Origin of the sequence: Muricoccus harenae (genome assembly GCF_009848505.1) — a bacterium.
Classification (GTDB): Bacteria; Pseudomonadota; Alphaproteobacteria; order Acetobacterales; family Acetobacteraceae; genus Roseomonas; species Roseomonas harenae.
Genome location: NZ_WWDL01000012.1, coordinates 62,333 through 80,626 on the forward strand (window position 1 = coordinate 62,333; position 18,294 = coordinate 80,626).

Here is an 18,294-nt window from a genome sequence, read left to right on the forward strand (position 1 = left end):
CGCGACGGGATCAGGGGCGCTGCTGAAACTCGTCCCCGCGCATCTGCCGGGCGAGCGCATCGAGCACGCCATTGGCGAAGCGCGGCTCCTCCCCGTCGAAGAAGCCGTGGGCGATGTCCATGTATTCGTTGATCACCACGCGCGCAGGCGTGTCGGTGCCGCCCCAAAGCTCGGCGGCGGCGGCGCGCAGGAGGGCGCGCAGCACCGGGTCCAGCCGCTCCATCGACCAGTTGGCCGAGAGATGACCGGAGATGGCGGCGTCGATCGCCTCGGAATCCTTGGCGGCGCCGCGGACGATCTTGCTGAACAGGGGAACGTCGGCCTGCGGCACCCGGCCATCCTCGAAGCCGGCATCGCTGTTCAGCGTGCCGATCCGGTGGCGCACGAACTGGTCAATCACCGTCTCGGCGCTCTCGCCGCCAGCTTCGGATTGGAACAAGGCCTGCACGGCAGCCACGCGGGCGCCGGTGCGGGGGCGGCCTGCATTGGGGCGGGGGTTCCGCTTCGGTGCTTGGCTCATGCGGTCGTCTCCGCGAATCGTCGGGCCAGGGCGATCTGGCCAATCATGGCGTTGGCCGCTTCCACGCCCTTGTTGTGCCGGTCGGGCGAGGAGCGAGCGATCGCCTGCTGAATGCTATGGACGGTGAGAAGCCCAAAGCCGATGGGCGCAGCGGTTTCCACAGAGATGTCCATCACGCCCCGGCAGGCCTCACGGCAGATGTGGTCGTAGTGATCAGTTTCACCCTTCACAACGCAGCCGAAGACCAGATAGCCCTCATACTTCCCCGTGTGGATCGCCATCCGCAGTGCAGCGGGCAGTTCGAAGGCGCCGGCGACATCCACCACCTCCGCCTCGGCGCCCAGCCCGGCTAGAACGGCGAGCGCCCCGTCCACCATGCCGCCCACCACATCGGCGTAATAGGGCGCCTGGATCACGAGCACGCGCGGCGGTGGGCCGGCGAGTTCCGGGGGGGCGCGGAGCGGGGCGTCGGCAGTGCTCAAGGGGCGTCTCCGATCGGGCGGATGTCGGTGATGGTCAGTCCGTAGCCCTCGAGGCCCACCACATGGCGCGGGTGGTTCGAGAGCAGGATCATCTCGCGGACCCCGAGATCGGCCAGGATCTGGGCGCCGATGCCGTAGTCGCGCAGTTCGGGCGCCGACTTCTCGCGGCCGGCGCGCACCCGCTCGGACAGAGCAGTGGCCTTTACGTCGCGGATCAGCACCACCACGCCACGGCCCTCGCGGGCGATCTCCTCCATTGCCTGGTGCAGGTCCTTCGGGCCGTGCCGCCCGGTGATGTCGGAGAGCAGGTTCACCGCATGCATGCGCACCGGCACCGGGCCCGGGCGCGACAGGTCTCCCTTCACCAGGGCCACATGCTCCCCGTATTCCAGCGTGTTGGCATAGATGACCACCCGCCAGGGGCCGGCCGGGGCGTCATCCAGCGTCCCTTCCTCCACCCGGCGCACCAGGCGCTCGGTGCGGCGGCGATGGGCGATCAGGTCGGCGATGGTGCCGAGCTTCAGCCCGTGATGCTGGGCGAAGGAAACGAGGTCCGGCATGCGCGCCATGCTGCCGTCGTCATTCATGATCTCGCAGATCACGCCCGAGGGGTTCAGCCCGGCAAGGCGTGCGAAATCCACCGCCGCCTCGGTGTGGCCGGCGCGGACCAGCGTGCCGCCCTCCCGCGCCACCAGCGGGAAGACATGGCCGGGGGTGACGATGTGCTCGCGCCCCAGCTCGGAATTGATGGCGACCGCCACGGTGCGGGCGCGGTCGGCGGCGGAGATGCCGGTGGTCACCCCGTCCCGCGCCTCGATCGAGACGGTGAAATTGGTCTGGTGCCGGGTGCCGTTGGACTGCGCCATCAGCGGCAGGCCCAGCTGTTCCACCCGGTGGCGCGTCATCGCCAGGCAGATCAGGCCGCGCGCGTGGCGGGCCATGAAGTTGATGGCGTCCGGCGTCGCGAACTGGGCGGGGATCACCAGGTCGCCCTCATTCTCCCGGTCCTCGTCATCCACCAGGATGAACATCCGGCCGCGCCGCGCCTCCTCCAGAAGCTCCTCGGTCGGGCTCAGGAAGTCGGCGAAGCTGGTGGTGCGGGTCTGGGTGCTCACGCGGGGAACTCCCCCATCTCGAATTGGCGAAGGCGGGCGACGTAGCGGGCCAGCATGTCGATCTCGATATTAACCCGTGCCCCGGGGGCCAGCGCGCCCAGCGCCGTCACCTCGGTGGTATGGGGAATGAGGTTCACGCCGAAGGTCTCCCCATCCACCGCATTCACGGTGAGGGAAACGCCATCGATGGTGATGCTGCCCTTCTCCGCCACGAAGCGAGCAAGGCCGTGCGGAAGCCGGAAGCTCCAGCGATGCGAGCCGTTTTCAGGGGTAATCGAAAGGACCTCCGCCACCCCGTCAACATGGCCGGACACCACATGGCCGCCCATCTCGTCGCCCATGCGGAGGGAGCGCTCGAGATTGATCCGCGTCCCCTCCCGCCAGCCGCCGAGCGTGGTGCGGGACAGGCTCTCGGCCGAGATCTCCACCTCGAACTGGTCCTGCTCCAGCGACACCACGGTCAGGCAACAGCCCGCGCAGCAGATGGAGGCGCCGATCGCCACGTTCTCCAGCCAGCCCGGCGGGGTGGCGATGGCCACACGCATGTCCTGTCCGCCGCCCATCGGGTCGAGGCGGCGGATCGTGCCAAGAGCGGTAACGATACCGGTGAACACGGGGCGGGTTCCGTCTGGTGGTGGCGGGCGGAGCAGGGGATGGCCCGCGTGGCGCCATGTGGCAAGGGGTCGGCGGCGCGGGTCAGCTCGGCGCGGCGGAGGCCGGCAGGATATCGGCCTCGATCAGCCAGGATTCACCGGCCGGGCGGCGGCTGGTGACGCGCAGCCGGGGCATAGCCGCCAGCCGGTCCACGCCGAGGGATTCCAGTCCCGACCGCCCATCCCCACCCATCAAGGCGGGGGCGGCGAACCAGGCGAGGCGATCCACCAGCCCGGCACGCAGCAGGGAGGCGCCGAGCACGGCGCCTCCCTCCACCATCAACCGGGTGATGCCCCGCGCGGCCAGGGCACGCAGCAACGCCTCCGGCTCCAGCCCGCCTTCCGGCGCGGCGGGGATGTCCAGGAACTCGGCCCCGCACTGCTCCAGCGCCGCCAGGGCAGCGGGATCATGCCCCGGGACGGTCGCGATCCAGGCCGGCGCATCGGCATTGAACAGCCGGGCGGCAAGCGGCGTGCGGAGCCGCCCGTCGGCAATCACCCGCACCGTGGGCATGGGGGCATAGCCAGGCAGCCGGCAGGTCAGCTCCGGGTCATCGGCCAGCAGCGTACCGCTTCCGGCCATGACCGCATCATGCGATCCGCGCAGCGCATGGGCGAGGCGGCGGGCCTCCGGGCCGGTGATCCACTGGCTCTCTCCCGTGCGGGTGGCGATACGCCCGTCCAGCGTCGTGGCGAGCTTGAGCGTGACCATGGGCAGGCCGCAGCCGAAGCGCTTGATGAAGCCCGCATTGGTCCGGCGGGCCTCCTCCTCCAGCAGCCCGACCTCGACCGTGATCCCGGCGTCGCGCAGCCGCTGCAGGCCCACGCCATCGACGCGCGGATCGGGATCGCGCAGCGCGACGACGACGCGCCCGACGCCGGCGGCAATCAGCGCATCGGTGCAGGGCGGCGTGCGGCCCCAGTGGCAGCAGGGTTCCAACGTGACATAGGCGGTGGCGCCCTTCGCCTGGCCGGCGGCGGCGCGCAGCGCCTCGGTTTCCGCATGGGGACGGCCGCCAGGGCGGGTATGGCCGCGCCCGACCACGCGCCCATCCCGCACGATGACGCAGCCGACCGAGGGATTGGGCCAGGTATTCCCCAGGCCCCGCGCCGCCAGGGCAAGGGCCGCCCGCATATGCTCTTCATCAGACACGGCAGGCCGTTTGCGCGCCCCCTTGGCGCTTGTCCAGGGCCGCCCTCAAGGATCAGCCGTTGTCCAGGGATCCCAGGAAGGCGTGGAAGTCCTTCGCGTCGCGGAAGTTCTGATAGACGCTGGCGAAGCGCACATAGGCGACGGGATCGAGTTCCCGCAGCACCTCCATCACGCGCAGCCCGATAGCCCTCGAGGTCAGCTCCTCCGCCCCTTCCGACTCCAGCCGCCGCTGGATGCCGGTGACAATGCGCTCCACCTGGTCCTCGTTGACCGGGCGCTTGCGCAGCGCCACGCGGATCGAGCGGGCGAGCTTCTCACGGTCGAAGGCGACGCGGCGGCCATCGGTCTTCACCACCGTCAGTTCGCGGAGCTGGACGCGCTCGAAAGTGGTGAAACGGGCGCCGCAGGCATTGCAGGACCGGCGCCGGCGTATCGCGGCGCCGTCCTCCGCCGGACGGCTGTCCTTCACCTGCGTGTCCTCGGACTGGCAGAAAGGGCAGCGCATCCGGCTTGGGCTTCTTAGCTGCGGTAGATCGGGAAGCGGGCGCAGAGAGCGTGAACCGCCTCGCCTGCTTCCTTCTCGGCCGCCGCATTGCCCTCGGGCGAGTTGGCGCGGGAAAGCCCGCCCAGCACCTGCCCGATCAGCCGCCCGACCTCGCGGAACTCCGCCTCCCCGAAGCCGCGCGAGGTGGCGGCGGGGGAACCCAGGCGCACGCCGGAGGTGACGAAGGGCTTCTCCGGGTCGAAGGGGATGGCGTTCTTGTTCACCGTCAGATGGGCTCGGCCGAGAGCTGCCTCGGCGGCCTTCCCGGTCAGGTTCTTCGGGCGCATGTCCACCAGCACCAGGTGGTTGTCCGTGCCGCCGGTCACCAGGCCGAAGCCCTGCTCCTTCAGCTCCGCGGCCAGGGCCCTGGCATTGTCCACCACGGCGCGGGCATAGGTGCGGAACTCGGGACGCAGCGCCTCGCCCAGGGCCACAGCCTTGGCGGCGATGACATGCATCAGCGGCCCGCCCTGGGTGCCCGGAAAGACGGCCGAGTTCAGCTTCTTCGCCAGGGCCTCGTCATTCGTGAGGATCATGCCGCCACGCGGGCCGCGAAGCGTCTTGTGGTTGGTGGTGGTCACCACATGGGCATGGGGGAAGGGCGAGGGATGCGTGCCGCCCGCGACCAGCCCGGCGAAATGGGCCATGTCCACCATGAAGATGGCGCCCACCTCATCCGCGATCGCCCGGAACTTGGCGAAGTCCCAGGTGCGGGCATAGGCGGAGCCGCCGGCCAGGATCAGCTTGGGGCGGGTCTCGCGGGCGATCCGCGCCACCTCCCCCATGTCGATCATCTGGTCCTCGCGCCGCACCGTGTAGGGGGCGACCTTGAACCACTTACCGGAGTAGTTGACCGGCGAGCCATGGGTCAGGTGCCCGCCCGCGGCGAGGTCCAGCCCCATGAAGGTGTCGCCGGGCTGGAGCAGGGCGAAGAACACTGCCGCATTGGCCTGGGCGCCTGAATGGGGCTGCACATTGGCGAAGGCGCAGCCGAACAGCGCCTTCGCGCGCTCGATCGCGAGCGTCTCGGCGATGTCCACCACCTCGCAGCCGCCGTAGTAGCGCTTGCCCGGCAGGCCCTCGGCATACTTGTTCGTCAGCACGGAGCCCTGCGCCTCGAGCACGGCGCGGGAGACGATGTTCTCCGAGGCAATCAGCTCGATCCCGTCCTGCTGGCGCACCAGCTCGCGGGAGAGCACCTCGGCGATCTCGGGGTCGATCTCCGAGAGCGGGGCGTTGAAGAAGCGGTCAGCGCTGGCGGCGGGCGACTGTTCGTTCATGGCGTGCGGGTCCAGTCCGGAGAGAGCTTCAGGACCCGGCGGTCATGACGGCCGCCGGCATAGGGGGTGGCGAGAAAGGCGCGCAGCGCCTCAAGCGCGGGCTCCGGGCCGATCATGCGGGCCCCGAAGGCAATGATGTTGGCGTCGTTATGCTCGCGGGAGAGCCGGGCGCCGGTCGCATCATGCACCAGGGCGCAGCGGATGCCGTGCACGCGATTCGCCGCGATGGAGATGCCGATCCCCGTGCCGCAGACGAGCACGCCGAAGCGCGCCTGGCCGTTGTTCACGGCGCTGGCCACGGCGCTTCCGAAATCGGGATAGTCCACGCTCTCGGGACCATGGGTGCCCATGTCGAGCACGGAATGTCCGGCTTCCTCCAGCGCCTGGCGGAGGGTGGACTTGAGGGCAACGCCGGCATGGTCGGCGCCGACGGCGACGGTGAGAGGGGCGATCATCGCGGCCGTCTACCATGGGTTGCGGTCTGGTTGAAACGGTGCCGCTACTCCTTGCGGGCGGGTCCGCCATGCGGCACTCGTGCCCCGCCATGTGCGGCGAGAAAGGCGGGGACCCGGCGCAGCGTGTCCTCCCGCGCCGCCGAATCCGTGCCCATCCGCGCCATCCCGTCCCCGCGCGCAGTCAGGTCCAGGCCGGACAGGACCCGCTGCGGCATGCCGGGCTGATCGAAGCCATGCGGGGCATCGGGATATTCCACCACCTCCACCGGCCCTGCGCCGGCGGCGCGGGCGCGCGCGGCGGCCAGACGGCAGGGGGCGGCGGGCGTCCAGTCATCCGCCCCGCCCAGCAGCATCAGCACCGGCGCGGCCGGACGCCAGGGCGGCGGCTCCTGCCCCGGCCTGGCGCAGCCGGGATAGAGGGCCATCGCGCCGCGCAGCAGCCCGGCCGGTACGGGCGCGCCAATGGCGGCCAGGGCCGTGCTGCCCCCATGTGACCAGCCCAGAAGGAAGGCGCCGCCCGGCTTCGCCCAGGGTTGGGCCACGGCCCAGGCGGCGGCTGCATGGGCGTCGGCCCGCCGGGTGGTTTCGGGCAGGATGCCATGCTCCCCGCCCGAGCAGACCTGGGTGACGCCACGGCTGCCGAAGCTGTCCGGGAAGATGACAGGATGGCCCAGCGCCTTCAGCCGCGCCGCCCAATCCGCCCCCGCGCCGGCAGGGACAGGGGCGCGCCGGGTCCACCGAGGCCGCCGCAGCCATGCAAGGCGACGACCGGTATGCCGGCCGCCCCATCCGCCGGCCGGACAAGTAGGGCACGCAGCACCACCTCGCCCGGGCCAGGGATGGAGACCGGCTCCGCCGCCCCCGCCGGGGCGGTGGCGAGGATGGCCAGGGGGAAAAGCCATTTCATGCGGTTCCAGCGCCCCTCGCCCGCTCCGGTTTCGGCTTGGCGGCCCCGCCACTTGGCGCGACAAGACGCCATGCGCCACCACGCCCCCTTCCCCACTGCCCGCCCCCGCCGGAACCGCCTGGACGACGCCACGCGCCGCCTAGTGGCCGAGAACCGGCTCTCGGTGGATGACCTGATCTGGCCGATCTTCGTCACCGAGGGACATGGGCAGCGCCAGGCCGTGGCTTCCATGCCCGGCGTCGAGCGGGTGTCCCTGGACCTGCTCGCGGACCATGTCGGACCGGCCGTGGAGCTGGGCATCCCGGCCATCGCCCTCTTCCCGGTGACGCCGCAGGAGAAGAAGGACGCCGAGGGCACCGAGGCGAAGAACCCCGAGAACCTGATGTGCCGTGCGGCACGGATGTTGACGCGCGACTTCCCGGGACTGGCATTGGTGGGGGACGTCGCGCTCGATCCCTATACCGACCACGGCCATGACGGCGTGATCCGCAACGGCTACGTCCATAACGACGAATCGCTTGAGGTGCTGGTCGCCCAGGCGGTGGTGCAGTCCGAGGCCGGGATCGGCATCGTCGCGCCGTCTGACATGATGGATGGCCGCGTCGGCGCCATCCGCGCGGCGCTGGATGCCAGGCACCTCATCCACACGCGGATCATGGCCTACTCGGCGAAATACGCCTCCGCCTTCTACGGCCCCTTCCGCGACGCGGTGGGATCGGGCGGCGCGCTGAAGGGCGACAAGAAGACCTACCAGATGAACCCGGCGAATTCGGAGGAGGCGCTGCGCGAGGTGGCCGCCGATCTCGCCGAGGGCGCGGATATGGTGATGGTCAAGCCGGGCATGCCCTATCTCGACATCATCCGGCGCGTGAAGGACGAATTCGCCGTGCCCACCTTCGCCTATCAGGTGAGCGGGGAATACGCGATGATCGCGGCAGCTGCGCAGAACGGCTGGATCGACCGCGAGAAGGCCATGCTGGAAAGCCTGATGGCCTTCCGCCGCGCTGGCGCAGATGGCGTGCTCACCTATTTCGCGGTGGATGCCGCGAGGCGCCTGCGCGCCGGCTGAACCGGCGCGCAGAACATTTGATCAAATCGCCGGGCGGCGCATCCGCCGCCGCGCCGGCGGGGCCACCACGGCCGGGGCGGCGAAGGCGGCGCGCATCTGCTCGCCCACGAAGGCCTGGGCCTGCCGCGCCTTGCCGAGCACCGCATCGGCGCCGAAAAACTCATGCGTCACGCCGGGATAGAGCACGTGCTGCACCGGCACACCGGCGGCGCGCAGCCTGTCCGCCAGCCGCGCCCCGTCGGACTGCAGTGGATCGATCTCGGCATTCACGATGATGGCCGGCGGCAGCCCCGCGAGGTCCTGGCGACCCGCGACGTTCAGCCGCTGGTCCTGCAGGTCTGCCGGGCCGCGCGTGTAGTTCCGCACGTACCAGAGAAGCGACTCCCGCCCGAGCGGGCGCGCATTCGCGAATTCGTTGTAGGAAGGCGTGTTCACGTCGGTGCCCGCCACCGGATAGATCAGCGCCATGGCGCGCGGAAGCGCGATGCCGGTCTCGCGCGCATAGATGGCGGCGTCGATCGCCAGGTTGCCGCCGGCGCTTTCGCCCGCAATCGCGATCCGCGATGGATCCCCGCCAACCGAGGCGGCATTCGTCACGGCCCACATCCAGGCGACGTTCGCGTCGTCATGCGCCGTGGGGAAGCGGAACTCCGGCCCCTGGCGGTAATGCACCGAGAGCACCAACGCACCGCTCTCGACGCAGAGCGCGCGGGCGGAGGCGTCATAGGCATCGAGGCCGCCGACGACCCAGCCGCCGCCATGGAAGTAGACGATCAGCGGCAGCGGACCGGGACGCCCCGGGATCGGGCGGTACAGCCGCGCCTGCAGCGGCGTCGGCAGCGTGTTAAGGGTCATGTCCTCGAAGCTGCCAATCACACGCTGCGGATTGGTGTTCTGCATCTCGAGGGCACGAGCCCGAACCGCATCGGCGAAGGTCGGCTGCGCCCGCGCCTGCGCGGGGCTGAGCATCTCGACCGGCCGCACGCCCAGGCGCGAATAGGTCGCCAGCAGCGCGCGCTGCTCGGGATCGGCACGCCCGCTCGGGTCGACGGACAGCACCGCCTCCTGGGACGGCTGGACGCAGGCGGAGGTGAAGGCGGCCAAGCCCAGCGGGAGTAGCATTGCTCCACGCCGCGAAACCATTTTCATGTTGAAATCTCCAGCAAGGCCAGATCGGCACTGGGGGCTGGAACGTCACGGCCAGTGGCCGGTTGCCGGAGCTTTCCGCGGTGCAGAAGCCCATGAAAGCGCGTGTGACGGAATCGGCCGGGCCGAGTCGCCATGCCCATGCAAGTGACTGGCGAGGCCGTTCGGCGAGTGGAATGTCCGGCCGCGCCAGGCCGTTGGCGCAGGGGACCAGCACGCTGGCCGGTTTCGAGGTCAGTTTTTCCGACCGGACAGGGGCGCCCGTGGATGCCCCTGCCCGGCCAGTCGGTCAGGCGATGCCGTCAGCCTTCAGCTTGGCCACCTCAGCCTCGTTCAGCCCAAGCCGCGCCAGCACCTCCTCCGTGTGCTGGCCGAGCACCGGTGCGGCACTGCGGTAGCTCGGCGGCGTGGCGGAGAGGCGGACCGGATTGGCGATCACCTGCACGGTCTCGCCGCTGGCATGATCCATCTCCACGATCACTCCGCGCGCCTGCACCTGCGGATCGGCGAAGACGTCCTTCAGCGTGTTGATCGGCCCGCAGCCGATCTTCACCGCCTCCAGCGCGGCCACCCAGTCCTTGGTCGTGCGTGAGCGCATGACGGGGGTGAGCGTGTCGGTGACGAGCTGCCGGTTCTCCACGCGCTTTGCATTGGTGGCGAAGCGCTCGTCGGCCAGCAGCGCCTCCTGCCCCGTCAGCTTGCAGAAGCGCTCGAAGGTCGGGTCATTGCCGACCGACAGCACGATATAGCCGTCCTGCGTCGGGAAGACCTGGTAGGGTACGATGTTCGGGTGCTGGTTGCCGAGGCGCTTCGGGTTCTCTCCGCTTGCCAGGAAGTTCGAGGCTTGGTTCGCCAGCCAGGCGACGCTGGTATCCAGCATGCCGATGTCAATCCGCTGCCCCTGGCCCGTGGCGTGGCGGTGGTTCACCGCCGCCAGCACGCCGATGCAGCCATAGAGGCCGGAGAAGAGGTCCGCGACGGGCACGCCCACCTTCTGCGGCTCGCCCTCGATCTCGCCGGTCAGGGACATGACACCGCCCATGGCCTGGATCAGCGCGTCATAGCCCGGGCGCGGCGCATAGGGGCCGGTCTGCCCGAAGCCGGTGATGGAGCAGTAGATCAGGCGCGGATAGCGGTCCTTCAGATCCTCCCAGCCCAGCCCGTACTTGGCCAGGGCGCCAACCTTGAAGTTCTCCACCAGAATGTCGCACTCGGCGAGCAGCTTGTGGATGATCGCCTGACCCTCCGGCTTGGCGATATCGAGGGTGACCGACTTCTTGTTGCGGTTCACGCCGACGAAATAGGCGCTCTCCTGCGTGCGCGGCACATAGGGCGGCGCGAAGCCGCGCGTGTCGTCGCCGGCGCCGGGGCGCTCAATCTTGATCACCTCAGCGCCGAGGTCGCCGAGCATCTGGGTGCAGGTGGGGCCAGCCAGAACGCGCGTCAGGTCCAGGACCTTCAACCCATCCAGCGCCCCAGGAGCCAATCCAGCGACCATGCTCAGGACGCCTTGGCGACGGCGCGGGGCTTGTCCTTGCGCGATGGCGCGGACCTGGCGGGCACCAGCAAGGCGTCCACCTCGCCGGAACGCACCACCGTACCGCCTCGCGCGAAGGCCTCGTGGTTCCGCTCGATCTCGTCGCGCTCGTAGAGGTAGTTGACCATCAGTCCGTAGGATTCCTGCATGCCGCGGGGCGCCGTGTTGCCCAGCCAGTTGATACGTTCAAGGCGCGCGCCGTTGCCAAGATGGAAGCGCGCCACGGGATCCATCCGCCCGCCCGGATTCGTCAAGTACGCGGCGCAGAGCCGCAGCAGCGGCAGGCGCAGCGCCTCGGCCCGCGCGGGGTCCTTCCACCAGTCGGGCTCGGTGAGCGGCAGGGCCAGCTCGGCATCCGCCGCGCCCTCGGCGATCCGCTTGTCCAGCCATCGGCGGAAGCCCGGGATCGGCGAAAGGGTGGAGAAGCGGGTGAGATGCGGCAGCTCCGCCTTCAGGTCCTCGACCACCTGCTTGATGAGGAAGTTGCCGAAGGAGATGCCCCGCAGCCCATCCTGGCAGTTGGAGATGGAGTAGAAGATGGCCGTATCGGCCTCCGCCGCCCGCGCTTCGGCCCCTGCCTCGCCCTCCGCGTCCAGCAGCGGCTGGACGGCGGAAGCAAGGCCCTGCACCAGCGCCACCTCGACGAAGATCAGCGGCTCGTGCGGCAGCGAAGGGTGGAAGAAGCCGTAGCAGCGCCGGTCGGCCGCCAGCCGCCGGCGCAGGTCGTGCCAGCCGGCGATCTCATGCACCGCCTCGTAGCGGATGATCTTCTCCAGGATCGCCGCCGGGGTCTGCCAATCAATGCGCCGCAGCTGCAGAAAACCGCGGTTGAACCAGGAGACGAAGAGGTGATGCAGATCCGATTCCAGCGGCTGCAACGCCGGCTCATCGCGCACCTCTTCCAGCAGTTGCCGGCGAAGCTCCACCAGCGCCGCCGTGCCGCCCGGCGACATGTTCATGCGCCGCAGCAGTTCCTGGCGCGGCGGCTCGGCGCTGCGCGCTAGGCGGGTGGCATTCTTGGGGCAAGGGTCCGCCAGATAGGCCTCCGCCGCTTCCCGCAGCAGGTCCGGATTCGGCCCGAAGCTGGTCGCCATGAAGAGGTGGAAGGCCGCCCGGTCGGCCGGGGCAAGGTCCCGCAACGCGGACATCACCTCGCGCGCCACGGCCGCGCCCGAAGCCTCGCCGCGCTCGGTCAGCAGTGCCTCCGCCAGGCGCTTCGCGCGCTCCAGCGGGGGCGCGGAATCATTAGGCACGGAGGCGAAAAGCCGCCCGCGGTCGGCGATGGACGACCAGAGACGCTCGATCCAGGAACGGCTGCTGGCGGGGGCGGCGTCAGACGGCGCATCCTGGTCGACGGTGGTTGCGGCCTCAGACATGCCTTCTCTCCAACTCGGGGCGCAGGGGGCTGACGCACCCCTCTCAGATTGGCTGCGCCGCCCCGGCCCGGCAAGGCACGGTTGCGCCAGGATGGCATGCTTTACCGGATGCGCTTGCCGTTCGCGGCGCCCGGAGGCACCCTCCCCGCCCCTTGCCGGACCGCTGGAGGAAACGCCCATGCTCGACCGCCCCCATACCACCCCCGAGGCGCCCACCACGGATCCTTTCGTCCTGGCCAAGGCGCTGTCAGGACTGCATTTTGTCGGCGGCCGCTATGTCCCCGCCCAGTCGGGCAAGAGCTTCGCCGTGGTGAACCCCGCAACTGGCGAGGAGGTGGCCCGCGCCGCCGAGGGTGACGCCTCCGATGTCGAGGCCGCGGTGGCGGATGCCGCCCGCGCCCAGAAGGAATGGGCAAAGATGCCCGCCCGCAAGCGCGGTGCCCTGGTGGCACAATGCGCCGCGCTGATGCGCAGCCATGTGGAGGAGTTGGGCCGCCTCATCGCCCTCGAAACGGGTAAGGCGCTGCGCACCGAGAGCCGGGTCGAAGCGAATACGGTCGCTGACATCCTGGAGTTCTTCGGCGGGCTGGGTGGCGAGCTGAAGGGCGAGAGCGTGCCCTTCGCGCCCGACGTGCTGTCCGTGACGGTGCGCGAGCCGCTGGGGGTGGTCGGCGCCATCATCCCCTGGAACGTGCCGATGCTGCTGATGTCGCTGAAGGTCGCGCCCGCGCTGGTGGCCGGCAACAGCGTGGTGGTGAAGAGCGCCGAGGAGGCGCCGCTCGCGGTGCTGCGCATTTGCGAGCTGATGAACCGCATCCTGCCGCCGGGCGTGTTCAACATGATCTCCGGCTATGGCCCGGAATGCGGCGCGCCGCTGGTCTCCCACCCCAAGGTGCGGAAGGTGACCTTCACCGGTTCGGTCGAGACCGGGAAAATCGTCTACCGGGCCGCCGCCGAGAAGCTGATTCCGGTGACGCTGGAGTTGGGCGGCAAGTCCCCCATGATCGTCTTCGCTGATTGCGACTTCGACAAGACCCTGGCCGGCGCCCTCACCTCCATGCGCTTCACCCGCCAGGGGCAGAGCTGCACCGCGGCGAGCCGCATCTATGTGGAGCGCCCGATCTTCCAGAAGTTCGTCGACGCCATGGCCGAGCGGGTCGACCAGATGGTCATGGGCGACCCGCTGGACGAGAAGACCGACATCGGCACCATCATCTCCAAGGATCAGTTCACGAAGGTCGACGGCTTCATCCAGGAGGGCAAGGCGACCGCCGGCGCCAACGGCCGCGCCTGCTCCGCCATGCCGAAGGACCAGGCGCTGAAGAAGGGATTGTTCATCCAGCCGTACATCTTCACCGGCCTGACGAAGGACAGCCGCCTGGTGCGCGAGGAAATCTTCGGCCCGGTCACCTGCATCTTCCCCTTCGACGATCCCGAGACGGTGCTGGCCGAGGCGAATGACAGCGAATACGGACTGGCCGCGAGCCTCTGGACCAACAACCTGAAGGTCGGGCTGAACCTGGCGCATAAGCTCGAGGCCGGTCTGGTGCAGATCAACCAGAACCTCGTTGTACAGGCGAACCTCTCCTATGGCGGCGTAAAGTCCTCCGGGCTTGGTAAGGAGGCTTCGCTGGAGGCAATGCTGGAGCACTTCACCCACAAGAAGACCATCATGGTGAACATGGGCTGAGCCGACCCTTCGCCGCGGGGGCCCGCCCGAGCTGCATCAGCTCCGCGGCGGGCCCCACGTCACCCGAACCCCAGGGGGCTTGCTCCTCACACCGGGCGGCAACTCAATCCAGCCGCACCCCGCCCCGCTTCACCACATCCCCCCATTTCGCCACCTCCGCCTTCACGAAGGCCGCGAAATCCGCCGGCTCCGTCGCCTCGACGCGAAAGCCCTGCTCCGCGAAGGCTTCCCTGATCTCAGGAGCCCGCATCGCCTTCGCCACCTCGGCATGCAGGCGCGCCAGGATCGCGGGCGGCGTGCCGGGCGGCGCGAAGACGCCCTGCCAGGACTCCGCCAGGAAGCCGGGTAGCCCCGCCTCGGCCACGGTCGGCAACTCGGGCAGCAGCGGGTGGCGCTCCGTCCCCGTCACCGCCAGCCCCCGCACGCTGCCGGCGCGTAGATGCGGCAGAATCACCAGCACATCCGCGAAGGCAGACTTCACCAGCCCCGAAATCAGATCCGTCGTGGCCTGGGCGGAACCCCGATAGGGCACATGCGTCAACTCCACGCCGGCGGCGAGGGCGAACATCACCCCAGTAAGGTGCATAGAGGTGCCGTTTCCCGGCGTGGCATAGGTGATCGCGCCGCGCTCGGCCTTCGCCGCGGCGATGTAGCCCGCCAAGCCGCGAATGGGCAGGCCGGGATTCACCGCAACAACCAAGGGCGCCGACACCACGCGCGAGACCGGCGAGAAGCCCGCGACCGGATCATAGGGCAGGTTCGGGAAAAGGCTCGCGGCGATGGCATTGCTGCCTGTTACCCCCATCAGCAGCGTGTGTCCGTCCGGCGCCGACTTGGAGACGTAATCCGCCCCGGTCGTGCCACCGGCGCCCGGGCGGTTCTCCACCAGCACCGTCTGGCCCAGCGAGGGCGACATGCGCTCGGCCAAGCGGCGGGCCAGGACATCGGTGCTGCCACCGGGCGGAAAGGGCACGACGAGGCGGACTGGCTTCGAGGGCCAGGGCTGGGCGCGTGCGGCCGGCGCGGAGACCAGCCCCAGCGCACCCATTCCCAGGGTACGGCGCGTGACACGAAGGCTCATTCCCCATCCTCTCCTGCTCGGGATCATCCATTTCGCTGCGGACCCATGCAGCCCGCATGCCGTTCACGCCGCGCGCCGGAAACGCGTCGGCGCAAAAGGGGCGAGATCAATCTGCGGCATCCGCCCGGCGACGAGATTTGCCACTTCTCTCCCCGTGCTCGCCGCGCCGCACATGCCGATATGCCCGTGACCAAAGGCGAACCACGCATTCCCCGCGCGCGGTGCGGCGCCGATCACCGGCAGGCTGTCCGGCAAGCAGGGCCGGTGCCCCATCCACTGCGTGGTGCGGGAGGTGTCGAGATGGGGGAACATTTCCTTCCCGCGCGCCAGCAGCACATCCGCGCGCGCGAAGTTTGGTGGCGCCGAAAGCCCCGCGAACTCGACCGATCCTGCGAGGCGCAGCCCCATGCCCATGGGGTTCACCATCATGTTGTGCTCCACCGCCATGACGGTGTGGCACAGCCCGAGGTTGTTGCTCGCGACAGTCACATGGTAGCCGCGTTGAGTCTCCAGCGGGACGGGCGGACCCAGCTGCCGCGCCAGCCGCGCCGACCAGGCGCCGCCTGCCAGCACCACGCCATCACATTCGAGCTCGCGCCCACCTTCGAGCTGCACCGCCGTGACATCGGTTCCGCTCATCCGGAAGCCGGTGGCACGCGCCCGAACCGCCGTCGCGCCATCCACCTCGCAGCGGGCGTAAATGGCACGGGTGAGCGCGGCCGGATCGGTGGTGGAGCCGTTCTCCGGCGCCAGGATGCCGAAGCGGAACCGGCCCTTCAGATCCGGCTCAAGCGAAACCAACTCCTCCTCCCCCACATCGCGCAGCTCGACGCCGAGTGAGCGGCGGACGTCCATCCCCCATTTCCACTGCCGCGCTGCCTCCGGCCCTGAATAGACATAGAGGCAACCGCTACGCGTCATCAGCGAGGTAGCGCCGGCGCGCTGCAGGATCGGCTCGTAGCAGTCGAAGATGGGTGACAGCAGCCCGCGCAGCGCGCCCGCGATCCGGACCACCTCGGCGGGCTCGCTGGCGCGCAGGAAGCGCAGCAGCCAAGGCGCGACCACCGGCGCATAGCGCCAGCGCACCGAAAGTGGGCCGAGCGGGTCCAGCAGCCAGCGCGGCACCCTCTTCCACATCCCCGGCATCCCCACCGGCAGGCAGGCGGAGGGCGAGAGGGATCCGGCATTGCCGAAGCTCGTCGCCTCGGCTGGGCCCAGCGGGTCGATGAAGGTGACGCGATGCCCGTCCCGCTGCAGCCAGGCTGCGCAGCAACTGCCGACGATGCCGTTCCCGATGACCGCTATATGCATCCCTGAACCTTACCCGATCCGCCGCAACGGCCGCGCTATGACCAGCAGCGCCGCCCCGGCCAGGAGCAACGGAATGGCCGTCAGCGACCAGTCGCGCCGGGCCGCCGCCGCGATGGCAATCGGCCCCAGCACTTGGCCGATATTGTTGAACTGGATCACCAGCCCCAGCACCGGCCCCACCAGCGCTGCTTCGGGCACGGCTCGCGGCGCGAGTGCGAAGAGCGAACCGGGGATGAGCCCACCCACCGCCGAGCCCAGCAGAGCGGCCGCAATGGCCAGAGCAGGCGGGAGGGGCGCGGCGAAGGCGATTGCCGTCAGGATCGTCATCGCCGCACCCGCCCAGCCCATCATGGCCGCGGGATGCCAGCCGATGCGGATGAGTGCCGCCGCTGTGAGGTTGCCTGCCATATTGGCAATAGCCGCCGCCGCCCCCGCCAACCCCGCGGCCGGAAGCGAGAGCCCGAAGCCCTGCACCAGACGGGCCGGCAGGAAGCCCGCGATGCCGAAATACAACACCGCATAACAGGCGAAGCTTCCCGCCACGAGAAAGGGCGACCGCGCCTGCCACAGCGCCACAACCTGGTGCCGCAGGCTCGTGGAGGCCGGGGCCGTCCGCCCGGTGTCCCGCGGCAGCAACGCCGCAAGCATCAGTGCCGCGCCGAACGGGATCAGCGCGCAGACAGCCCAGGCGACGCGCCAGCCCTGCGCCTCCACCAGCGGCGCTCCCAGTACTCCGAGCGCGACGCCTGTCGGCATGAACACGCCCCAGCCCGACATCGCCAAGCCTCGGTCAGCTGGCGCGGCGCGGGTGGCGATGAGGGTGGGGGCAGAGACCACCACGGCCAGGAAGGCCGCACCCTCCACGGTGCGAGCGAGATAGAGCGCCGCCACCCCGGGCGCCGCCGCCGCGGCCAGCCCGGCAGTGCCCAGGACGCAGAGCCCCATGAGGAGCGATCGCCTCGCCCCCGCCCGTGACGCCAGCAGCCCGGCCATCACCCCGCCGGCTGCGGCCATCAGCGAGAACACCGAGATGAGCCCCGCCGCCCCGCCTAGCCCGATGTCGAGCGTTTCGCCGATGGCGAGCAGCGAAGGCGCCACTTTGCCGAGCTGGACGGCCGCCGCGATCCCGGCCACGATCAGCGCGCCGATCTCGCGCCAATGAGTGACCTCCGGCGCGGGCGCCTCAGCCATTCCGCCCGGTCGCGAAGAACCAGCCGATCAGCCGCCGCTCCAACCACAGGAAGCCGCGGTTCAGCGCGTAGCCGAGCACGGCCAGCACCAGCACGGCGGCATACATCTCCTCCGCCCGCCCAGCGAACTGCATCAGCACAAGGTAATGCCCCACCCCCTGCTCCCCGGCGATCATCTCCGCGACCACGGTGGTGACGAGCGCAAGCGCCAGCGCCACGCGGAGCCCGGCCATCACATAGGGCAGGATGGCCGGCAGGGTGACGCGGAAGAGCCGCCGCCAGGCCGGCACGCCAAAGGTGCGCGCCATGGCGATCTGGTCCGCCTCCACCGCGCGCAGCCCCTGCGCCGTGTTCGTCAGCACCGGGAAGAAGGCGGTGATGGCGGCAATGGTGACCTTCATCGTGTTGTCCAGTCCAAGGAACAGCACGAGCGGCGGGATGATCGCGGGGATGGGGATCGGCCGCAGCAGCTCCACTGTCGGCCCCAACATCCGCGCGGCGAAGCGGCTGGCGCCGAAGAGCAGTCCCAGCGCCACCCCCGCCAGCGTGCCCGCCGCAAGCCCCACAAACATCCGCGCGAGGGTGGAGGCGACCAGCATCGGCATCTCGCCCGACAGCGTGTCCCTTACCAGCGCCGCCAGCACGCGGGAGAGCGGCGGCCAGTTGGGGCTGTCCACCATGCCGGTGCGGGCCGAGACCTCCCAGAGGAGGAAAAGGCCGAGCACCAGGAACAGACCGGAAGTGGGGCGGAACCGCCGTGGCGCCGCTATGGTCCCGCCCGCCAC

At 69.9% G+C, this 18,294-nt stretch carries 19 protein-coding genes; 2 read left to right on the plus strand and 17 right to left on the minus strand.

Annotation, left to right across the window (positions count from 1 at the left end; translation table 11 throughout):
* Positions 1–10: 10 nt before the first annotated feature.
* The 10 genes from nusB to GSE44_RS10785 all read right to left on the minus strand — a co-directional run bounded on the left by nusB (position 11) and on the right by GSE44_RS10785 (position 7,109).
* The gene (gene nusB, locus GSE44_RS10740) at positions 11–520 is read right to left on the minus strand and encodes a transcription antitermination factor NusB (RefSeq protein ID WP_159348794.1); all 510 of its coding nucleotides are present in this window, start codon (positions 518–520) and stop codon (positions 11–13) included.
* Positions 517–1,002, minus strand: coding sequence for a 6,7-dimethyl-8-ribityllumazine synthase (gene ribH / locus GSE44_RS10745; protein ID WP_159348795.1), 486 nt, complete (start codon positions 1,000–1,002; stop codon positions 517–519). The genes nusB and ribH overlap by 4 nt, the downstream gene beginning before the upstream one ends.
* Positions 999–2,117 carry a 3,4-dihydroxy-2-butanone-4-phosphate synthase gene (gene ribB / locus GSE44_RS10750; protein ID WP_159348796.1) on the minus strand — a complete coding sequence of 373 codons (1,119 nt, stop codon included), beginning with the start codon at positions 2,115–2,117 and terminating at the stop codon, positions 999–1,001. The genes ribH and ribB overlap by 4 nt, the downstream gene beginning before the upstream one ends.
* Positions 2,114–2,731 carry a riboflavin synthase gene (locus GSE44_RS10755; RefSeq protein ID WP_159348797.1) on the minus strand — a complete coding sequence of 206 codons (618 nt, stop codon included), beginning with the start codon at positions 2,729–2,731 and terminating at the stop codon, positions 2,114–2,116. Before GSE44_RS10755 ends, ribB begins: the two co-directional genes overlap by 4 nt.
* An 82-nt stretch (positions 2,732–2,813) precedes the next feature.
* Entirely contained in the window at positions 2,814–3,923 is a 1,110-nt protein-coding gene (ribD, locus tag GSE44_RS10760) for a bifunctional diaminohydroxyphosphoribosylaminopyrimidine deaminase/5-amino-6-(5-phosphoribosylamino)uracil reductase RibD (RefSeq protein ID WP_159348798.1), read from the minus strand.
* A gap of 52 nt (positions 3,924–3,975) precedes the next feature.
* Positions 3,976–4,428 carry a transcriptional regulator NrdR gene (nrdR, locus tag GSE44_RS10765; RefSeq protein ID WP_159348799.1) on the minus strand — a complete coding sequence of 151 codons (453 nt, stop codon included), beginning with the start codon at positions 4,426–4,428 and terminating at the stop codon, positions 3,976–3,978.
* Between the two features lie 14 nt (positions 4,429–4,442).
* Positions 4,443–5,747, minus strand: coding sequence for a serine hydroxymethyltransferase (gene glyA / locus GSE44_RS10770; protein ID WP_159348800.1), 1,305 nt, complete (start codon positions 5,745–5,747; stop codon positions 4,443–4,445).
* Positions 5,744–6,202 carry a ribose 5-phosphate isomerase B gene (gene rpiB, locus GSE44_RS10775; RefSeq protein WP_201306025.1) on the minus strand — a complete coding sequence of 153 codons (459 nt, stop codon included), beginning with the start codon at positions 6,200–6,202 and terminating at the stop codon, positions 5,744–5,746. The genes glyA and rpiB overlap by 4 nt, the downstream gene beginning before the upstream one ends.
* A gap of 44 nt (positions 6,203–6,246) precedes the next feature.
* Positions 6,247–6,954, minus strand: coding sequence for a dienelactone hydrolase family protein (locus GSE44_RS10780; protein ID WP_268893649.1), 708 nt, complete (start codon positions 6,952–6,954; stop codon positions 6,247–6,249).
* Positions 6,882–7,109, minus strand: coding sequence for a hypothetical protein (locus GSE44_RS10785; protein ID WP_159348802.1), 228 nt, complete (start codon positions 7,107–7,109; stop codon positions 6,882–6,884). Before GSE44_RS10785 ends, GSE44_RS10780 begins: the two co-directional genes overlap by 73 nt.
* A 70-nt stretch (positions 7,110–7,179) precedes the next feature.
* Between GSE44_RS10785 and hemB the strand changes: the two genes are divergently transcribed.
* Positions 7,180–8,178 carry a porphobilinogen synthase gene (gene hemB, locus GSE44_RS10790; RefSeq protein WP_159348853.1) on the plus strand — a complete coding sequence of 333 codons (999 nt, stop codon included), beginning with the start codon at positions 7,180–7,182 and terminating at the stop codon, positions 8,176–8,178.
* Positions 8,179–8,199: 21 nt separating this feature from the next.
* Here hemB and GSE44_RS10795 read toward each other — a convergent pair whose 3' ends face one another.
* The 3 genes from GSE44_RS10795 to GSE44_RS10805 all read right to left on the minus strand — a co-directional run bounded on the left by GSE44_RS10795 (position 8,200) and on the right by GSE44_RS10805 (position 12,237).
* Positions 8,200–9,327, minus strand: a complete 1,128-nt coding sequence (locus tag GSE44_RS10795; protein ID WP_159348803.1) for an alpha/beta hydrolase — start codon at positions 9,325–9,327, stop codon at positions 8,200–8,202.
* A gap of 286 nt (positions 9,328–9,613) precedes the next feature.
* Positions 9,614–10,822, minus strand: coding sequence for a CaiB/BaiF CoA transferase family protein (locus GSE44_RS10800; protein WP_159348804.1), 1,209 nt, complete (start codon positions 10,820–10,822; stop codon positions 9,614–9,616).
* 2 nt (positions 10,823–10,824) lie between these two features.
* A complete protein-coding gene (locus GSE44_RS10805) occupies positions 10,825–12,237 on the minus strand; it encodes a malonyl-CoA decarboxylase (RefSeq protein ID WP_159348805.1) in 1,413 nt (470 codons plus the stop codon).
* Between the two features lie 178 nt (positions 12,238–12,415).
* On the opposite strand from GSE44_RS10805, the gene GSE44_RS10810 reads away from it, so the two are divergent.
* Positions 12,416–13,927: an aldehyde dehydrogenase family protein gene (locus GSE44_RS10810; protein ID WP_159348806.1), complete on the plus strand. Its 1,512-nt coding sequence runs from the start codon at positions 12,416–12,418 to the stop codon at positions 13,925–13,927.
* A 103-nt stretch (positions 13,928–14,030) separates the two neighbouring features.
* Here the strand turns inward: GSE44_RS10810 and GSE44_RS10815 are convergent, their stop codons facing one another.
* From GSE44_RS10815 to GSE44_RS10830, 4 genes are all read right to left on the minus strand, one after another.
* Entirely contained in the window at positions 14,031–15,008 is a 978-nt protein-coding gene (locus GSE44_RS10815) for a Bug family tripartite tricarboxylate transporter substrate binding protein (protein WP_159348807.1), read from the minus strand.
* Positions 15,009–15,071: 63 nt separating this feature from the next.
* Entirely contained in the window at positions 15,072–16,319 is a 1,248-nt protein-coding gene (locus GSE44_RS10820; protein WP_159348808.1) for an NAD(P)/FAD-dependent oxidoreductase, read from the minus strand.
* Positions 16,320–16,328: 9 nt separating this feature from the next.
* Positions 16,329–17,510, minus strand: a complete 1,182-nt coding sequence (locus GSE44_RS10825; protein ID WP_159348809.1) for an MFS transporter — start codon at positions 17,508–17,510, stop codon at positions 16,329–16,331.
* Positions 17,503–18,294: an ABC transporter permease gene (locus GSE44_RS10830; RefSeq protein ID WP_159348810.1), complete on the minus strand. Its 792-nt coding sequence runs from the start codon at positions 18,292–18,294 to the stop codon at positions 17,503–17,505. Before GSE44_RS10830 ends, GSE44_RS10825 begins: the two co-directional genes overlap by 8 nt.